This window comes from Actinophytocola xanthii, assembly GCF_001921205.1.
GTDB lineage: Bacteria > Actinomycetota > Actinomycetes > Mycobacteriales > Pseudonocardiaceae > Actinophytocola > Actinophytocola xanthii.
Genome location: NZ_MSIE01000016.1, coordinates 142,351 through 159,312, shown reverse-complemented (window position 1 = coordinate 159,312; position 16,962 = coordinate 142,351). Strand labels below are relative to the sequence as shown.

Sequence of the window (16,962 nt, the reverse complement as noted above, 5' to 3'; positions counted from 1 at the left end):
GGTCGGAGTTTCGCGACTGTGCGTGTACGACACGGTTACCCCCGACGGCCGCCCCGGCGGCTCGCCGCACCTGCACCTCTGCTGCAGCGAGGCGTACGTGGTCATCGGTGGCCGCGGCGCGGTGCAGACGATCTCGGGCGCCGGGTTCGCCGAGCACGCCCTCGCGCGGGGCACCGTCCTGTGGTTCACCCCGGGCACCGTGCACCGGCTGGTCAACCTCGGCGACCTGGAGATCGTGGTGCTGATGGCGAACTCCGGCCTGCCCGAGGCGGGGGACGCCGTGCTGACCTTCCCGGCCGAGGTCCTCGCCGACCCCGACCGCTACGCCGCGGCCGCGGCCCTGCCCGACGGCGGCGCGCCCGGTACCGACCCGCGCGCCGCCTACGCCCGGCGCGACCTCGCCGTCGAGGGGTTCGAGCAGCTCCGGGCGGCCGTGGAACGGGACGGGCGGCGGGCCATGGCCGCGCTCCACACCGCCGCCGCACAGCTCAAGCAACCGCAGCTGGAGACCTGGCGTCGGCGCTGGGAGGACGGTGCCTTCCGCGCCGCCCAGCTCACCGGGGTGCACCTGGACGCGCTGGCCCGGGGCGACGCCGGGCACCTCATGGACGCGCGGGTGCACGCGTTGGACGGGCCGGTCGAGCGCGGCCGGCTCGGCATGTGCGGTCACCTCGACACCTACCCGTTGCGCCGTCCGGAGGAGTAACGGGAAAGCCCTTGCCGATCGTGGACGGCCGGAATAAGGTCGCAGGAAAGCGCTTGCCTGGCAAGGTGGCCCCCGGCAGGAGGATCTCGTGCGCAAGCCGTCCCTCGTCCTCGCGATCCTGTTCTCCCTGGTGCTCGGCACGGTGGTCACCGCCACCCCGGCCACGGCCCAGCCGAGGTTCAGCGTGCTGGTGTTCTCGAAGGTCAACGGCGAACATCACGAGTCGATCCCCGCGGGGCAGCAGGCGATCACCGAGCTGGGGGCGGAGCACGGCTTCGACGTCACGGTCTCCGACGACGCGGCCCTGTTCACCGACGAGGGCCTCGCCCCGTTCGACGCGGTGGTCTTCAACAACACCAACAGCCGCGCCGGGGCCATCCTCGACGCCGCCCAGCGCTCCGCGTTCGAGCGCTACGTCCGCGCCGGCGGCGGGTTCACCGGCATCCACTCGGCGAGCGGCACCGAGTACGACTGGGCCTGGTACGGGCAGCTGATGGGTGCCTTCTTCAAGGCGCACCCCGCGGTCCAGCCGGTCGCGATCCAGGTGGACGACCGCGCCCACCCGTCCACCCGGGACCTCCCGCCCGTCTGGCAGCGCACCGAGGAGCCCTACGACTTCGTGGCCAACCCGCGCGGGAACGTGCACGTGCTGGCCAGCCTCGACACCCGCAGCTACACCGGCCACACCATGGGCGCGGACCACCCGATCTCCTGGTGCCAGAACTTCGAGGGCGGCCGGTCCTGGTACACCGGGCTCGGGCACGAGCCATCAGCGTTCGACGAACCGCTGTTCCGCGAGCACCTGCTCGGCGGGATCGAGTGGGCGGCCGGCGCGGCCCCCGGGGACTGCGGCCCCACCGAGAACGAGCGCTGGCGCAAGGTCGCGCTCGAGGCCGACACCGACGACCCGCTGGACATGGAGATCGACGCGCGCGGGCGGGTGTTCTTCATCGAGCGCGGGGGCTGGCTCAAGGTCTACGACCCGGCCGCTGACGTCAGCCGGGAGGCGGGGAAGTTCAACGTCCTGGTCAACCACCAGCACGGCATGCAGGGCCTGGTGCTTGATCCGGACTTCGCCACCAACGGCTTCATCTACCTGTACTACTCGCCGGCCGACAAGGTGGTGAACCGCATCTCCCGGGTCACCTTCGACGAGTCGGCCAACCGGGTGGACCCGGACAGCGAGCGGGTGCTGCTGGAGTTCTTCGCCCAACGGGAGGTCAACGGCCACGAGGCCGGCGGCATGGCCTTCGACAGCAAGGGCAACCTCTACGTCGCCACCGGCGACGACACCGACGCGTGCTGCGAGGGGTTCAGCCCGCTGGACGAGCGGCCGGGCCGAGAGCCCCAGGACGCCCAGCGGACCTCCGCCGATACGAGCGACCTGCGCGGCAAGATCATTCGGATCCACCCCGAGGACGACGGCACCTACACGATCCCCGAGGGCAACCTGTTCCCGCCGGGCACCGAGCGCACCCGCCCGGAGATCTACGTGATGGGCCTGCGCAACCCGTATCGGATCCACATCGACCCCGAGACCGACTGGCTGTACTGGGGCGAGGTCGGCCCGGACGCGCGGGCCGACGACCCGGCCCGCGGCCCGAAGGGGCACGACGAGTTCAACCTCGCCAAGGCCGCCGGCAACTTCGGCTGGCCCTACTGCATCGCGGCCAACCGGGCCTATGTGGAGCACGACTTCGCCACCGGCCAGTCGGGCGCCGCCTACGACTGCGCCGGGGGGCCGACCAACGACTCCCCGAACAACCGCGGGCTCAGCAAGCTCCCGCCGGCCCAGCCGGCCTGGATCGCCTATCCCTACGACGAGTCACCCGAGTGGCCCGAGCTGGGTACCGGGGGCCGGCTCGCGATCGGTGGGCCGAAGTACCACTACGACCCCGAGCTCGACTCGGAGACGAAGCTGCCGGAGTACTACGACGACGCCGTGTTCGTCGCCGACTGGACCCGCAACGCGATCTTCGAGGTGCGGTCCGACCAGGACGGTCGGGCGCTGACGGTCAACCGGTTCCTGCCCGCCGAGCAGTTCCTGCGGCCGATCGACCTGGAGATCGGTCCGGACGGCTCGCTCTACGTCATCGAGTGGGGCACCAACTACGGCGGCTCCGGCCGTGGCGACCCGAACTTCGACTCGGCGCTCTACCGCCTCGACTACCTCCGACCCGGTGAGCGGGCCCCGCTCGCGGAGGCCTCGGCCACGCCGTCCTCGGGCCAGGCACCGCTGACCGTCCGGTTCGACGCCGGCGGCTCGGCCGACCCCGACCAGGGACAGGCCCTGACCTACGGCTGGGACTTCGACGGCGACGGGACCGTCGACTCGACCGAGGCGAGCCCCAGCCACACGTTCACCGAGAACGGCACGTACACAGCCAGGCTGACCGTCACCGACCCCACCAGGCGTTCGGCCTCCGCCCAGGTCACCGTCACCGTAGGCAACACCGCGCCGGAGGTTGACCTGTTGACGCCGGTGGACGGTCAGGTGTTCGACTGGAGTGTCCCGGTGCCGTTCGAGGTCGATGTGACCGACGCCGAGGACGGGTACACCGAGGACGGCTCGATCGACTGCGGGGACGTGGTCACCGAGTCCGGTCTCTGGCACGCCCGGCAGAAGCACCGCACGGGGCAGCGGACCGGGTGCACCGGTCGGGTCGAGACCGTCATCGACAACCTGCACAGCACGTCGGAGGACCTCGAGTACTACGTGGAGTCGTCCTACACCGACAGCGGTGGGCTCACCGACCGGGAGCGGGTGCGGCTGCAGCCGAAGGTCAAGCAGGCCGATCACTTCGACGCCGCCAGCGGCGTGCGCGTGGTCGGCAACACCGCCGACGGCAACAGCGCGGGCCTGGTCGGGCAGATCCACCACGGCGACTGGGTGAGCTACACGCCGGTCAACCTCACCGGCGTGCCGGACCTCCGCTTCCGGGTGGCGAGCCAGGCGGGCGGCGGCACGATCGAGGTCCGCCAGGGCGCGCCGGACGGTCCGCTGCTCGGCAGTGCCGCCGTCCCGGTGACCGGTGGCGGCACCACGTGGACCGAGGTGAGCGCCGCGGTCACCGACCCCGGCGTGACCCACGAGCTGTTCCTGGTGTTCACCAACCCGAGCACCACCGGCACGCTGTTCAACCTGGACCGGTTCGAGTTCGGCTCGATGGTGGAGCTCGCGAACCTCACCCTGCCCTCGCCGACGGCCGCCGGGGACGCCGGCCACGCCGAGGTCGACCTGGTCAACCGCACCAACCGGAAGATCCAGGCGACCGTGGGGCTGCGGGTGCCGGCGGAGTGGACCCAGACGCCGGTCCAGGTGGAGGTCCCCCGGCGCGGGAGCGTCCGGGTACGCATCCCCTTCACCTCCCCGGAGCCCGCCGCGGCCACCGGTCCGCTGCTGGCGGCGCGGCTGACCGCCTACGGCACCGCCGACCGGGGCGTGCGGGTGAGCAGTCGGGCCAGCGCGTCGACCTACCTGGTGCCCTCGACCGAGCGGGCCGTGTACTCGCTGGATGCCGGCGCGCCGGGCGGCCCGGTCCAGGACGGGTTCGCCGGGCTGGACCCGACGACGGTCCACACCGACCAGACCGGCTTCGGCTGGGCCGACGCGCCCGGCCTGGCGGGTCGCGACCGTGGTGGACCGGACGCGTTGCGCCGGGACGTGGTGACCTCGGCCAACCCGGGGACGCTGCGGCTGCGGATCCCGGCCGGCGCGCACACCGTGTCGGTCCTGCGCGGCGACCCGCAGGCGGCCGCCCCGCCCATCGTGATCACAGTGGACGGTGACCGGGTGGTCGACGGCGGGGTGCCGGTCGCGGCCGGCAGCTGGGGTTGGGACCAGTTCACCGCGGACGGCGGCGCGGAGGGGCGGACCGTGTCCGTGACGTTCGGTGGCGCCGCCGGCCAGTCCTGGGCGATCGACGCGGTCGTCGTGGAGAAGGTGGTGACCCGGTGACGAGCACGACGGCGTCCAACGACGTCCAGCCCTCCGCCGGGGAGGAGCCGGGCCCGCCCGCGCCCGGCGGGCCGCGTGCCCGGATCGAGCTCGGAGCGCGGTTCCTGCGCTTCCTCGAGGCCATGTGGCGCCCGGCGATCCTGCTCGGCCTGGTGTTCGTGCTCTGGTGGGTCGCCACCGCCCGGGAGTGGGTGGCGAACTACCTCGTGCCCACCCCCAAGCAGGTCTGGGACCGGATCATCGCCGAGTGGTCCTCGCTGATGTACCACTCCTACGTCACGCTCTACGAGACCGTGATCGGGTTCGTGCTGGCAAGCGTGCTCGGCCTGGCCACGGCGGTGCTGATCGCCTACTCGCGCACGATGGACAAGGCGCTGTACCCGATCGTCCTGTTCGCACAGGTGATCCCGAAGATCGCCATCGCGCCGCTGCTGGTCGTCTGGTTCGGAAACGGACTGGCGCCGAAGATCATCCTCGCGGTGCTCATCGCGTTCTTCCCGGTCGTCGTCTCGGGCGTGGCGGGACTGCGCTCGACCGACCACGAGCTGCTGGAGCTGTCCTCGACGATGGGCGCGTCGCGCTGGCAGACCTTCCGCAAGATCCGCTTCCCCAACGCGCTGCCGCACCTGATGGCCGGGGAGAAGGTCGCCGTGACGCTGGCCGTGGTCGGTGCGGTGGTCGGTGAGTTCGTCGGGGCGAGCGAGGGCCTCGGCTACGTCCTGTTGTTGGCCAACGGAAATCTGGACTCGGCGCTGCTGTTCGCCGCCCTGATCCTGATGTCGCTGATCGGAATCCTGCTGTTCGTGGTGGTCGAGGTGGCCGAGGCGCTGCTGATCCCGTGGCACGCCAGCCGTCGCTCGGTCACCCCGCTCACGACCTCCTGAAAGGCTTGCCAATGAACGTCAAGCAGTTAGCCGGTCTCGCGGCCGCCGTCGTCCTGCTCGCGGCCTGCGCCCCCGGCGGCAACCCGGACGAGGGCGGCAACGACGCCGGCAACGCCCCGGCGGACGCCGAGAAGGTCACGCTGACCCTGAACTGGGTGCCCTACGGCGAGCACGCGCCCTTCTACTACGGCCTCGACAAGGGGTTCTACGCCGACGAGGGCATCGACCTGGAGATCGAGCCAGGCAACGGCTCCGGCGCGACCATCCAGGCCGTCGCCCAGGGGCAGACCACGTTCGGGTGGGCGGACACGCCGCCGCTGCTCAAGGCGATCAGCACCGGCATGCCGGTGAAGAGCGTCGGGGTGTTCCTGCAGAAGGGCCCGGCCTCGCTGGAGTTCCTGTCCGACCAGAACATCACCAAGCCGCAGGACCTCAAGGGCAAGACCGTCGGCGGCACGCCGGGAGACGCGATGTACGCGACGTTCCCGGCCTGGCTGCGGGCCAACGGCATGCAGCCAGGCGATGTCAAGGTCGTGAACATGGACCCGGCCAACAAGATCGCCCAGCTCGCCGAGGGCCAGGTGGACGCCATCATGGGCTTCTTCCACGACCAGGGCCCGACGATCGAGGCCCGTACCGGCAAGCAGGTGGACTACCTGCTCTTCGCCGACTCCGGCCTGAACATGCTCGGTACCGGCATCGTCGCCAGTGAGGAAACCCTGTCCGGGAAGGCCGACCTGGTGGGCCGGTTCGTCCGGGCCACCCAGAAGTCGTGGGCCGAGGCGGTCAAGGACATCCCGGCGGCGGCCGAGGCCATGGCCGAGGCCGCGGAGAACGAGCCCCCGGTCGAGGTCCTCACCCAGCAGCTCGAGCTGGCCGAGCCACTGTTGCAGCTGGACACCGCGGGAGAGCCGGGAGTCAACACCGAGGAGCAGTGGACCGGCACGATCGACCTGATGGAGCAGTACGCCGAGCTGAAGGACGCCGGCGACCCGGCGACCTACTGGGACGGCAGCCACGCTGGCGGGTCGGGGTCCTGATGACCGGCACGCTCACCGACACCGCGGTCGACGTCGAGGGCCTGACCGTCCGGTTCCGGTCCAAGCGGTCGGACACGACGGCGCTGGACGACGTCAGCCTGCGGGTCGCGGCGGGCGAGTTCGTGAGCATCGTGGGCCCCTCCGGTTGCGGCAAGTCCACTTTGCTCAAGGTGGTCGCCGGGCTGGTCCGGCCGAGCTCGGGCTCGGTCAGCCTGCTTGGTGAACCGGTGACCGGGCCGCAGCGGGACATCGGGTTCGCGTTCCAGCGGGCCGCGCTGCTCGAGTGGCGCGGGGTCCGCAAGAACATCCTGCTGCAGGCCGAGATGCGCGGCATGGACAAGGCACGCGCGGCCCGCCGGGCCGACGAGCTGATCGAGCTGACCGGCCTCGCCGGGTTCGAGAAGGCGTTGCCGCACGAGCTGTCCGGTGGCATGCAGCAGCGGGTGGCGCTGTGCCGCGCGCTGCTGCACGAGCCGCCGGTGCTGCTGATGGACGAGCCGTTCGGCGCGCTGGACGCGCTGACCCGCGAGCAGCTCAACGCCGAGCTGAACCGGATCTGGCGGGAGACCGGCACCACGATCCTGCTGGTCACCCACTCGATCGCGGAGGCGGTGTTCCTCGGCACCCGGGTCGTGGTGATGAGCCCGCGGCCCGGCCGGTTGATGCGTACGTTGTCCGTGGACCTCCCGGCCGAACGGGACTACGCCCAGGTGATGACCGACTCCCGGTTCGGGGAGCTGACCCGGGAGATCCGCCAGTTGCTCGGCTCGGTCGAGAGCCACTGAGAACACCCAAGGAGCGAGGAATGACCCGTAGGTCGATCGGCGTCGTGGTCAACGGCGTGACCGGGCGGATGGGTTACCGCCAGCACCTGGTTCGCTCGTTGCTGGCCATCCGGGCAGACGGCGGCCTGCCGCTGTCCGACGGCACGCTGCTGTGGCCGGAGCCGGTGCTGGTCGGCCGGAACGACCGCAAGCTCGCGGAGATCGCCGAGCGGCACGGGCTGTCCGACTGGACGACCGACCTGCACGAGGCGCTGGCGCGGGACGACGTCGAGATCTACTTCGACGCGTTGACGACGCAGCGCCGGGAGAAGGCGATCGCGTCGGCTGTCGAGGCGGGCAAGCACGTCTACACCGAGAAGCCGGTCGCGATGGACCTCGAGGGCGCGCTCGTGCTCGCCCGGGCTGCCGAGGCGGCCGGGCTGAAGGTGGGTGTCGTCGCCGACAAGCTCTTCCTGCCCGGGCTGCTGAAGCTGAAGCGACTTGTGGACAGCGGGTTCTTCGGCCAGGTGCTGTCGGTGCGGTGCGAGTTCGGCTACTGGGTGTTCGAAGGGGACTGGCAGCAACCGCAGCGCCCGTCCTGGAACTACCGCCGCGAGGACGGCGGCGGCATGGTGCTGGACATGTTCCCGCACTGGCACTACGTGCTCGAGCACCTGTTCGGGCGGGTGCGCACGGTCCAGTGCACGACGGCAACGCACATCGCCCGCCGGTGGGACGAGGACGGCGAGGAGTACCCGGCGACGGCCGAGGACGCGGCCTACGCGGTCTTCGAGCTCGACGGCGGGATCATCGCCCAGTTCAACTCCTCCTGGTGCACGCGGGTGTTCCGCGACGAGCTGGTCCAGTTCCAGGTGGACGGAACGCACGGCAGTGCCGTCGCCGGGCTGCGGCACTGCCGTGCGCAGTCCAGAGTGGCCACCCCGCGGTCGGTCTGGGACCCGGACCTGGCACCGAACGTCGACCAGCGCGGGGACTGGGCGGTCGTGCCCGACAACGCCCAGTTCGGCAACGGCTTTCGCGAGCAGTGGGAACGGTTCCTGCGCCACGTCGCCGCCGACGAGCCGTTCCCCTGGGACCTGCGTGCGGCGGCCCGCGGCGTGCAGCTCGCCGAGCTGGGCATGCGTTCGGCGGCCGAGGGCAGGCGGATCGAGATCCCGGAGCTCGCCTGATGCCCGACGAGGTCGTGCTGCCGGGCGTGGGCCGGTACCGGCTGCGTGGTGCCGGTGACGCGGCATCCGTTCCCGGCCCACCGCGGGAGCGGATCGCCTACGCCGCGGCCCACGTCGTCGCCGCGCCGGACGCGGAGAACGTGCCGGACGCGCCCGCCGTGCTCGACTGGGAGGCCACGCTGGCCTTCCGCCACCACCTCTGGCGCCACGGCCTCGGCGTGGCGGAGGCGATGGACACCGCACAGCGGGGGATGGGGCTCGACTACCCGGCGGTGCGGGAGCTGGTTCGGCGCAGTGCGGCGCAGGCGCGGTCGGTGGGCGGGCGGATCGTCGCGGGGGTGGCGACCGACCAGCTGCCGGCGGGTCCGGCGACGCTGCCGTCCATCCTGGACGCCTACCGCGAGCAGCTCGCGGACGTTGTCGAGGCCGGCGCCGTACCGGTGCTGATGTGCAGCCGCCATCTCGCCGCGGCGGCGAGCGGGGTCGAGGACTACCTGTCGGTGTACTCGACCCTGCTGGCCGAGGTGTCCTCGCCGGTCGTCGTGCACTGGCTCGGCCCGATGTTCGACCCGGCCCTGGTCGGCTACTGGGGGTCGCCCGAGCCGTCGACCGCGGTGGAGACCGTGCTCGGCCTGCTGACCGAGCACGCCGAGCGGGTGGAGGGCATCAAGGTCTCACTGCTGGACGCCGGGTTCGAGGTCGCCATGCGCCGCCGGCTCCCCCCGGGCGTGCGCATGTACACCGGCGACGACTTCAACTACCCCGAGCTGATCGCCGGGGACGAGGCCGGGCACTCCGACGCGCTGCTCGGGGTGTTCGCCGCCATCGCCCCGGTCGCCGGGCGTGCCCTGCACGCGCTCGACGCCGGCCGCCGCGAGGAGTTCCACGCGCTGCTCGACCCGACGGTGCCGCTGGCCAGGCACCTGTTCGCCGCGCCGACCCGGTTCTACAAGACCGGGATCGTGTTCCTGGCCTGGCTCGGCGGCCACCAGGACCACTTCACGATGGTCGGTGGGCTGCAGTCCGGGCGCTCACCCGCGCACCTCGGGCGCCTGCTGGTGCTGGCCGACGAGGCCGGGCTGCTGCCGGACGCGTCGCTGGCCGCCGCACGGGCCAGGGCGTTCTTCTCGGTCTGCGGGGTGGCGCAGTGAGCCTGGCACGGTTCTCGTTCAACCAGGCCACCGCGAAGTTCTGGCCACTGCCCGAGCTGGTTGCCGGCTGCGCCGAGGCCGGCGTGCCCGCCGTCGGGCTGTGGCGCGAGCCGGTGGCCGAGCACGGCCTGGCCCGCTCGGCGGCGCTGGTCCGGGAGGCGGGGCTGTCGGTCAGCTCCCTGTGCCGCGGCGGCTTCTTCGGCGCCGACGACTGGCTGGAGGACAACCGCAGGGCGCTGGACGAGGCGGCCGAACTGGGCGCGCCCGCACTGGTCCTGGTCTGCGGCGGACTGTTCGGACGGGACCTGGACACCGCCCGGTCCCGCGTGGCCGCCGGCCTCGAGGCGCTGGCCCCCTACGCCCTCGACGTCGGCGTCCGGCTGGCGGTGGAGCCCATGCACCCCATGTTCTGCGCGGACCGGAGCGTGGTCACGACCCTGGACGCCGCGCTGGCACTGGCGGCGCCGTTCCCGCCGGAGGCGGTCGGGATAGCGCTGGACACCTACCACGTCTGGTGGGACGAGCGCGTGTGGAGCCTGCTGGCGGGGGCCGGCCCCCGGATCGCCTGCTTCCAGCTGGCCGACTGGATCCTGCCCCTGCCCGCCGACGTCCTGGTGGGCCGGGGCCTGCCCGGTACCGGCCACATCGAGTTCCCCCGGTTCCTGGCGGGGGTGGCGGCCGCGGGCTACACCGGTCCCATCGAGGTGGAGGTCTTCAACGCCGAGCTCTGGCAGCGCCCCGGCCGGGAGATCCTGCACGAGACGATCAGGGCCTACCGCGCCTGCTCCCCGAGCTGACCGAGCGCGGCGACGAGGGCGGTTCTGGTCGCCGGCCGGGGCCGTTGAGCGGACGAACCGACAACGTCTGCGCGTGGTACCTGTCACGCCGCGTGTCCGCTGGCGGCCGTACCCTCCGTGCGTGTCCGTTCCCGCCGTCGATCACGCCGTCGCCTGTCGGGGGCTGGGGGTGGTGGTCGGCGAGGAGTGGTTGTTTCGCGGCCTCGACCTGTCCCTCTCCGGCGGCGAGTGCCTCGTCCTGGCCGGGCCGAACGGCAGCGGGAAGTCCACCCTCCTGCACTGCCTCTACGGCCTGCACCCACCCACCGAGGGCACGGCGACCGTCGCCGGTCGGTCGCCCGACGAGCGGGACGTCCGGTTCCGCCGTGACGTTGCCGTCCTCCTGGACGACTCGGACCTGTTCGCCGAGCTCTCGCCGCGCCAGCACCTCGAGCTGCTGGCGACCTCCTTCGGCGGCCGGGCCGGCGACCAGGCCGGCGAGATCGACGACGCGCTCGAGGCAGCCGGGCTCGCCGATCGCGCCGACGTCCACGCCTACCACCTCTCCGCCGGTCAGCGGCGTCGGCTGCTCCTGCTCGGCGCCGTCGCGCGGCCGCACCGGGTGCTGCTCCTCGACGAACCCGAGCGGGCGCTCGACGACCAGGGCCGCGGCTGGCTCGCGACCCTGGTCGGCCTGGAGCGGGATCGGGGCCGCGCCGTCGTTCTCGCGACCCACCACCCGCCCCTGCTCGACACGGCCGACACGGTGGTCCGGCTGGGATGAGAGCGGTCCTGTCCCGGTGGCTCCGCGGCGACGACCGGACCCTCGCCCTGTACCTGGGCACCGGGATCCTCCTGATGGCGCTCCTGCGGCTCGACCGGGTCCGGCAGGTCGTCGGCGTTCCCGACCGGCCGCACGACACGCTGGTCCTGGTCCTCCTCGCCACGGTGCTTGCCTGGTCCTCGATGCTCTCGCGCGGGTTCGTCTGGCTCGAGCCGGCCGTGCTGACCTGGAACGACTTCGGGGCAACCGACCGGGAACGGCTGCTCGCGCGACGCCTGCTGGTCCAGTGGGCGGCTCGGATGCTCGCGCTCGGATACCTGTTGGCACTGCTGACCGCCGTGGCGGGCCTCGGCACGCGCTGGGTGCTGGCCGGGGTCGCCGCGCAGGTCGCCGCGGGTGCCCTCGTGCTGGGAGCGGTCGGTCGCCCACGGCGCCCGGGATGGGTCGAGCCGCTCGTCGTGCTCGGGTTCGCCGCGGCGGCGGTGGCGGTGCGGCCGGGGCCGGACGCCCTCACCGGCGTGGCGGTGGCGCTCGGACTGGCGGCGGCCGTGCTGCTGACGCTACTGGCGAGATCCGGGCCGCTCACCCGGCCGGAGATCGTCCGGGCCGGCCGGGGCGACCTGGTCCAGGGCTGGCGCGAGCGGGTCATGCGCGTCGTCGGCACCCATTTCCTCGACGTGGCCATGCTGCTGCCGGCCGGTCGGCCGGTGCGCGGGTGGCGGCTGACCGCGCCGGTCGGGGTGCGGCTGGCCTGGGTGGGCGTCGCGGCGCGGACCCGGCGGATCCCGACCGCGCTGCTGCTCGCGCTGGTCGCCGTCGCGGCGCACCTGGCGCTGCCGGCGCTGCCGGACGAGGTCGTGTTCGCCCTGTTCGGTTACCTGGCGCTGGTGCCGCTGACCGGCGGGCTCGCCGAACTGTGGCGCTCGCCTGGGCGCCGCCGCTGGGTCGGCCACTCCGACCTGCGGCTGCGCGCGGCCCACCTGGCCGTGCTGACCGTGCTCGCCGCCGTCTGGGCGGGGCTGGCCCTCGGCCTCGCCGCGGCCGCCGGTGCGCCGTGGGAGACCGGCGTCGTGCTGGCCGTGCCGCTGGTCTCCGCCTGCGCCGTGCGGACGGCCACCGGGGCGCCACCGGCCTACGACAACCTCATGCCGGTGGCGACCCCGTTCGGCACCCTGCCGGTGCGGTTGGTCACCCGCACCCTGCGTGGACCCGACCTCGGCCTGTTCGCCGTCCTCCTGGTCCCGACGGTCCCGCTCCCGGTGGGCGCGGCGGTCGTGACGGCCGCGGTCGCGGTGGCCGTGCTGCGCTGAGCGCGGGTAGCGAGATCGGGTGAACTCCTGAGGTAGAGCACCTCGGCGAGGGCTCGCGTCCGGCTCGCGGCCACCGCTCCCGGGTGGCAGGCTTGGGCTCGGCGGGGATCGCCGTCGGGCGCCCTGCGTGGGGCGATCCCAGCAGGCCCGCAGGCGAGCCCAGCGGCGCTGGTTCGAGCCGGGCGGGCTACGATCCAGTACGAATCACGGCCACGCGTGGTTGTAGATACAGGAGGCAGGAGTGACGGCAGTAGCCCCCAAGCCGATCGCCACGCGACCGTATCCGGCGCGCCCGACAGCCAGGGGTTCGTACCTGCTGCAGCTGTTCCGGGAGACCGATCCCAAGAAGATCGGGATGATGTACCTGGTCACGGCGTTCGCCTTCTTCATGATCGGCGGCGCGATGGCCATGCTCATCCGCTCCGAGCTGGCCTTCCCCGGGCAGCAGTTCCTGTCGGCCGAGCAGTACAACCAGCTGTTCACCATGCACGGCACGATCATGCTGCTGCTGTACGCGACCCCGATCCTGTTCGGCTTCGCGAACTTCGTGCTGCCGATCCAGATCGGCGCCCCGGACGTGGCCTTCCCCCGGTTGAACGCCTTCAGCTACTGGCTGTTCCTGTTCGGCGGCCTGATCGTGGTCTCCGGCTTCCTGACCCCCGGCGGTGCCGCCGACTTCGGCTGGTTCGCCTACACGCCGCTGTCGGGCAAGACCTTCTCCCCGGGTGTGGGCGGCGAGCTGTGGATCGTCGGCCTGGCCCTCGGTGGTCTGGGCACCATCCTCGGCGCGGTCAACATGCTGACGACCGTGATCTGCCTGCGTGCCCCCGGCATGACGATGTTCCGGATGCCGATCTTCACCTGGAACATCTTCATCACCTCGATCCTGATCCTGATCGCCTTCCCGATCCTCACCGCGGCGCTGTTCGGCCTGCTCGCCGACCGGGTGCTCGGCGCGCACGTGTTCGACCCCGCCAACGGTGGCGTGATCCTCTGGCAGCACCTGTTCTGGTTCTTCGGCCATCCCGAGGTCTACATCGTCGCGCTGCCGTTCTTCGGCATCGTCTCCGAGATCTTCCCGGTGTTCAGCCGCAAGCCGTTGTTCGGCTACCGCGGCCTGGTCTACGCGACGCTGGGCATCGCGGCGCTGTCGGTGGCGGTCTGGGCGCACCACATGTACGCCACCGGCGCCGTGCTGCTGCCGTTCTTCGCCTTCATGACCTTCCTGATCGCGGTGCCGACCGGCGTGAAGTTCTTCAACTGGATCGGCACGATGTGGAAGGGCTCGCTGACCTTCGAGTCGCCGATGCTGTTCTCGGTCGGCTTCCTGGTCACGTTCCTCTTCGGCGGTCTGACCGGCATCCTGCTGGCCGCGCCGGCCATCGACTTCCACGTCTCGGACACCTACTTCGTGGTGGCGCACTTCCACTACGTGCTCTACGGCACCATCGCGTTCGCCACCTTCGCCGGCATCTACTTCTGGTTCCCCAAGATGACCGGCCGGTACCTGGACGAGTCGCTGGGCAAGCTGCACTTCTGGACCACGTTCATCGGGTTCCACGGCACGTTCCTGGTGCAGCACTGGCTGGGCGCGGAGGGCATGCCCCGCCGGTACGTCGACTACCTGGCGATGGACAACTTCACCACGCTGAACACGATCTCCACGATCGGGGCCTACATCCTGGGCGCGTCGACGCTGCCGTTCGTGTGGAACGTGTTCAAGAGCTACCGCTACGGCGAGACCACCACCGCGGACGACCCGTGGGGCTACGGCAACTCGCTCGAGTGGGCCACGAGCACGCCGCCGCCCCGGCACAACTTCACCGAGCTGCCCCGGATCCGGTCCGAGCGCCCGGCGTTCGACCTGCACTACCCGCACATGACCGAGCAGGCCGCGAAGGACAAGTACACCGGCCTGTTCAGCGCCAAGCACAGCGACCCGACCAACGTCGGGCCGGCGCCGTCGGAGATGCTCGCCGAGAAGATGAACCCGGACGAGATCTCCAAGGGCGACCCGAAGAAGCCGAACTGAGTCCTCCTCGATGAGCCAGCCGAGTACGCCGGTCCTGATCACGGTCACCGGACCGGACAAGCCCGGCGTCTCGTCGGTGCTCTTCGCCGTGCTGTCCCGGCACGGCGTGGACATCCTCGACGTCGAGCAGGTCACGATCCGCGGCCAGCTCGTCCTGGGGGTGCTGGTCGGCACCGACCACGACCCGGAGGGTCTGCAGGAGGCCGTCGAGCAGGCCATGGCGACGGTCGCGATGCAGGTCACCGTGGAGGTCGGGGCCGACTCGCTCTCCCCGGCCCGGGTGGGCTCCAGCCATGTGCTGATCGTGCTCGGCCGTCCGGTCACCGCGCGCGGTTTCGCCGAGGTCGCCCGTAGGCTCGCCGCGCTGGACGTGAACATCGACACGATCCGGCGGATCGCCGACTACCCGGTGACCGGGCTCGAACTGCGGGTCTCGGTGGCGCAGGACACCCTCGACGGCGACACCGCGCTGCGTTCGGCGCTCGCCGACGTCTCCGCGCGGGTGGGCCTGGACGTCGCCGTCGAACGGGAGGGGCTGAGCCGGCGGGCCAAGCGGCTCATCGTGTTCGACGTCGACTCGACGCTGATCCAGGGCGAGGTCATCGAGATGCTCGCCGCCCACGCGGGCTGCGAGGACGAGGTCCGCGAGATCACCGAGGCGGCGATGCGCGGCGAGCTGGACTTCGCCCAGTCGCTCGAGCGCCGGGTGGCGTGTCTGGCCGGGCTGCCCGAGTCGGTGCTGGACGAGGTGGCCGACTCGATCGAGCTGATGCCCGGTGCGCGCACCACGATCCGCACGCTCAAGCGGCTCGGCTTCCGCTGCGGCGTGGTGTCCGGCGGCTTCACACCGATCATCGACCGGCTGGCGGAGAGCCTCGGGCTGGACTTCAGTCTCGCCAACGACCTCGAGGTGGTCGAGGGCAAGCTCACCGGCCGGGTGGTCGGCGACATCGTCGACCGGGCCGGCAAGGCGACGGCGCTGCGCCGCTTCGCCGCCAAGTTCGACGTGCCGCTCGCCCAGTGCGTCGCCGTCGGCGACGGCGCCAACGACATCGACATGCTCTCCGCCGCCGGGCTCGGTGTGGCGTTCAACGCCAAGCCGGCCCTGCGCGAGGTCGCCGACACCGCGCTGTCCCACCCCTACCTGGACGTCGTGCTGTTCGTGCTCGGCGTGACCCGCGCCGAGGTCGAGGCGGCCGACGCCGCGGACGGCCTGGAGCCGTTGCGCCCGTGAGGATCCTCGACCCCCTGGCCGGGCGCTACGCGGCCTGGTTGCGGCTGCCCGCCGAGGCCACCGCGGACGTCTCCGCCGAGGACCCGGCGCTGGTGCGGGCAATGCCGATGATCATGCGCATCGAACGCGCCGAGCCGCCCCCGCGGACCGCGATGCTCGAGGCCGCGGCGGCGGCCGCGGTCGCCGTCTGCCTCGACCCGAGGGCCGCCGAGCCCGACGGCGAATGGCACGACGCGGTCGCCGAGTGGGTCCGGGCCCACATCCGCAAGGTCGCCCGCCGGGCCCGCGGCGCCCACTGGGCGGCCGTGGAGGAGCTTCCCGGGGTGACCGTGACCGTCGGCGGGGCCTCGGTCCGGGCGCTGGTGCCCGGCCGGGTGGTGGACACCCCCAAGGAGGTCTCCCGGCTCCAGATTGCCGGCAGCGACCTGCCCGCCGACGAGCCGGACCCGCCCGAGTCCGATGTTCCCGTGCTCTGGGTCAACCCCAAGGTCGAGATGACCGCCGGAAAGGCGGCTGCCCAGGTCGGCCATGCCACGATGCTGCTCGCCGCCCTGTGGCAGGCCGACGGCGCCGACCTCGCCGACTGGGCAGCGGCCGACTACCGGTGTGCGGTCCGCACCCCGTCGCCGCAGCGGTGGGCGGAGCTGCACCCCGGCGAGGAGCCGGGACGGGCCTGGCGCGAGCGCGGCGTCGTGGCCGTCCGCGACGCCGGCTTCACCGAGGTCGCGCCTGGAACGGTGACCGTCGTCGCACAGCTGCCCCGGCCTGACTAGTCCTGCGCCGAGCGCTGCCAGACGACGAACAGGCCGTCCTCCTGGGTGGTCATCGCCTCGATGAAGGCGTCGTTGTCGAAGCCGGGCATCGACTGGAGCCGGTTCATCAGGTCGTCGGCGGAGGGGTCGCCGGCCGGGACCGCGCAGCCGCCGCCACCGGTGCGGACCAGCAGGAAGAACACGTCCTCCTTCCACGGGCCCTCCGGGGTGGTCCTGATCGCCACCTCGGCGAGGTCCGCCCAGGTCACCGACTCCTCGGTGCCGTCGGCGAGCAGCCGGCGGACGCCGTCGTCGTCGACGGTGATACCGGAATTGTTGGACACGCTGAGTTCTCCCTGAAGCCGTGCTGTTGGGTGCATT

General features: G+C 72.0%; 14 protein-coding genes. 13 read left to right on the top strand and 1 reads right to left on the bottom strand.

Going from position 1 to position 16,962, the window contains the following annotated elements; genetic code table 11:
- The first annotated feature begins 22 nt into the window (after window positions 1-22).
- From BU204_RS11485 to BU204_RS11425, 13 genes are all read left to right on the top strand, one after another.
- Window positions 23-706: a cupin domain-containing protein gene (locus BU204_RS11485; RefSeq protein ID WP_198942839.1), complete on the top strand. Its 684-nt coding sequence runs from the start codon at window positions 23-25 to the stop codon at window positions 704-706.
- Window positions 707-794: 88 nt separating this feature from the next.
- Entirely contained in the window at window positions 795-4,664 is a 3,870-nt protein-coding gene (locus tag BU204_RS11480; protein WP_075125588.1) for a ThuA domain-containing protein, read from the top strand.
- Window positions 4,661-5,548 (top strand): ABC transporter permease, encoded by an 888-nt coding sequence (locus tag BU204_RS11475; RefSeq protein ID WP_075125587.1) that lies wholly within the window; start codon window positions 4,661-4,663, stop codon window positions 5,546-5,548. Before BU204_RS11480 ends, BU204_RS11475 begins: the two co-directional genes overlap by 4 nt.
- A gap of 11 nt (window positions 5,549-5,559) precedes the next feature.
- Window positions 5,560-6,588, top strand: coding sequence for an ABC transporter substrate-binding protein (locus BU204_RS11470; RefSeq protein ID WP_075125586.1), 1,029 nt, complete (start codon window positions 5,560-5,562; stop codon window positions 6,586-6,588).
- Window positions 6,588-7,373, top strand: coding sequence for an ABC transporter ATP-binding protein (locus BU204_RS11465; RefSeq protein WP_075125585.1), 786 nt, complete (start codon window positions 6,588-6,590; stop codon window positions 7,371-7,373). The genes BU204_RS11470 and BU204_RS11465 overlap by 1 nt, the downstream gene beginning before the upstream one ends.
- Window positions 7,374-7,393: 20 nt before the next feature.
- Window positions 7,394-8,542 (top strand): Gfo/Idh/MocA family protein, encoded by a 1,149-nt coding sequence (locus BU204_RS11460; RefSeq protein WP_075125584.1) that lies wholly within the window; start codon window positions 7,394-7,396, stop codon window positions 8,540-8,542.
- Complete coding sequence (locus BU204_RS11455) at window positions 8,542-9,693, top strand: dihydrodipicolinate synthase family protein (RefSeq protein ID WP_075125583.1); 1,152 nt, start codon at window positions 8,542-8,544, stop codon at window positions 9,691-9,693. Before BU204_RS11460 ends, BU204_RS11455 begins: the two co-directional genes overlap by 1 nt.
- A gap of 2 nt (window positions 9,694-9,695) precedes the next feature.
- Window positions 9,696-10,490 carry a sugar phosphate isomerase/epimerase family protein gene (locus tag BU204_RS11450; protein WP_075125624.1) on the top strand — a complete coding sequence of 265 codons (795 nt, stop codon included), beginning with the start codon at window positions 9,696-9,698 and terminating at the stop codon, window positions 10,488-10,490.
- A gap of 121 nt (window positions 10,491-10,611) precedes the next feature.
- On the top strand, window positions 10,612-11,253 hold the full coding sequence (locus BU204_RS11445; RefSeq protein ID WP_075125582.1) for an ABC transporter ATP-binding protein: 642 nt from the start codon (window positions 10,612-10,614) through the stop codon (window positions 11,251-11,253).
- Window positions 11,250-12,563 (top strand): hypothetical protein, encoded by a 1,314-nt coding sequence (locus tag BU204_RS11440; protein WP_075125581.1) that lies wholly within the window; start codon window positions 11,250-11,252, stop codon window positions 12,561-12,563. Before BU204_RS11445 ends, BU204_RS11440 begins: the two co-directional genes overlap by 4 nt.
- 241 nt (window positions 12,564-12,804) lie before the next feature.
- Window positions 12,805-14,595, top strand: a complete 1,791-nt coding sequence (ctaD, locus tag BU204_RS11435) for an aa3-type cytochrome oxidase subunit I (protein ID WP_075125580.1) — start codon at window positions 12,805-12,807, stop codon at window positions 14,593-14,595.
- A gap of 10 nt (window positions 14,596-14,605) precedes the next feature.
- Window positions 14,606-15,829 (top strand): phosphoserine phosphatase SerB, encoded by a 1,224-nt coding sequence (gene serB, locus BU204_RS11430; protein ID WP_075125579.1) that lies wholly within the window; start codon window positions 14,606-14,608, stop codon window positions 15,827-15,829.
- Window positions 15,826-16,602, top strand: coding sequence for a peptidyl-tRNA hydrolase (locus BU204_RS11425; protein ID WP_075125578.1), 777 nt, complete (start codon window positions 15,826-15,828; stop codon window positions 16,600-16,602). Before serB ends, BU204_RS11425 begins: the two co-directional genes overlap by 4 nt.
- Here BU204_RS11425 and BU204_RS11420 read toward each other — a convergent pair.
- Window positions 16,599-16,961: a hypothetical protein gene (locus tag BU204_RS11420; protein WP_075125577.1), complete on the bottom strand. Its 363-nt coding sequence runs from the start codon at window positions 16,959-16,961 to the stop codon at window positions 16,599-16,601. The two genes, BU204_RS11425 and BU204_RS11420, sit on opposite strands and share 4 nt — an antisense overlap.
- Between the last annotated feature and the right edge of the window lies 1 nt (window position 16,962).

Bases quoted from the DNA above. Each gene is read 5' to 3' on its own strand.
- serB (WP_075125579.1), top strand. From the start codon at position 14,606: ATGAGCCAGCCGAGTACGCCGGTCCTGATCACGGTCACCGGACCGGAC.
- BU204_RS11460 (WP_075125584.1), top strand. From the start codon at position 7,394: ATGACCCGTAGGTCGATCGGCGTCGTGGTCAACGGCGTGACCGGGCGG.
- BU204_RS11420 (WP_075125577.1), bottom strand. From the start codon at position 16,961: ATGCACCCAACAGCACGGCTTCAGGGAGAACTCAGCGTGTCCAACAAT.
- BU204_RS11455 (WP_075125583.1), top strand. From the start codon at position 8,542: ATGCCCGACGAGGTCGTGCTGCCGGGCGTGGGCCGGTACCGGCTGCGT.
- BU204_RS11465 (WP_075125585.1), top strand. From the start codon at position 6,588: ATGACCGGCACGCTCACCGACACCGCGGTCGACGTCGAGGGCCTGACC.
- BU204_RS11470 (WP_075125586.1), top strand. From the start codon at position 5,560: ATGAACGTCAAGCAGTTAGCCGGTCTCGCGGCCGCCGTCGTCCTGCTC.
- BU204_RS11440 (WP_075125581.1), top strand. From the start codon at position 11,250: ATGAGAGCGGTCCTGTCCCGGTGGCTCCGCGGCGACGACCGGACCCTC.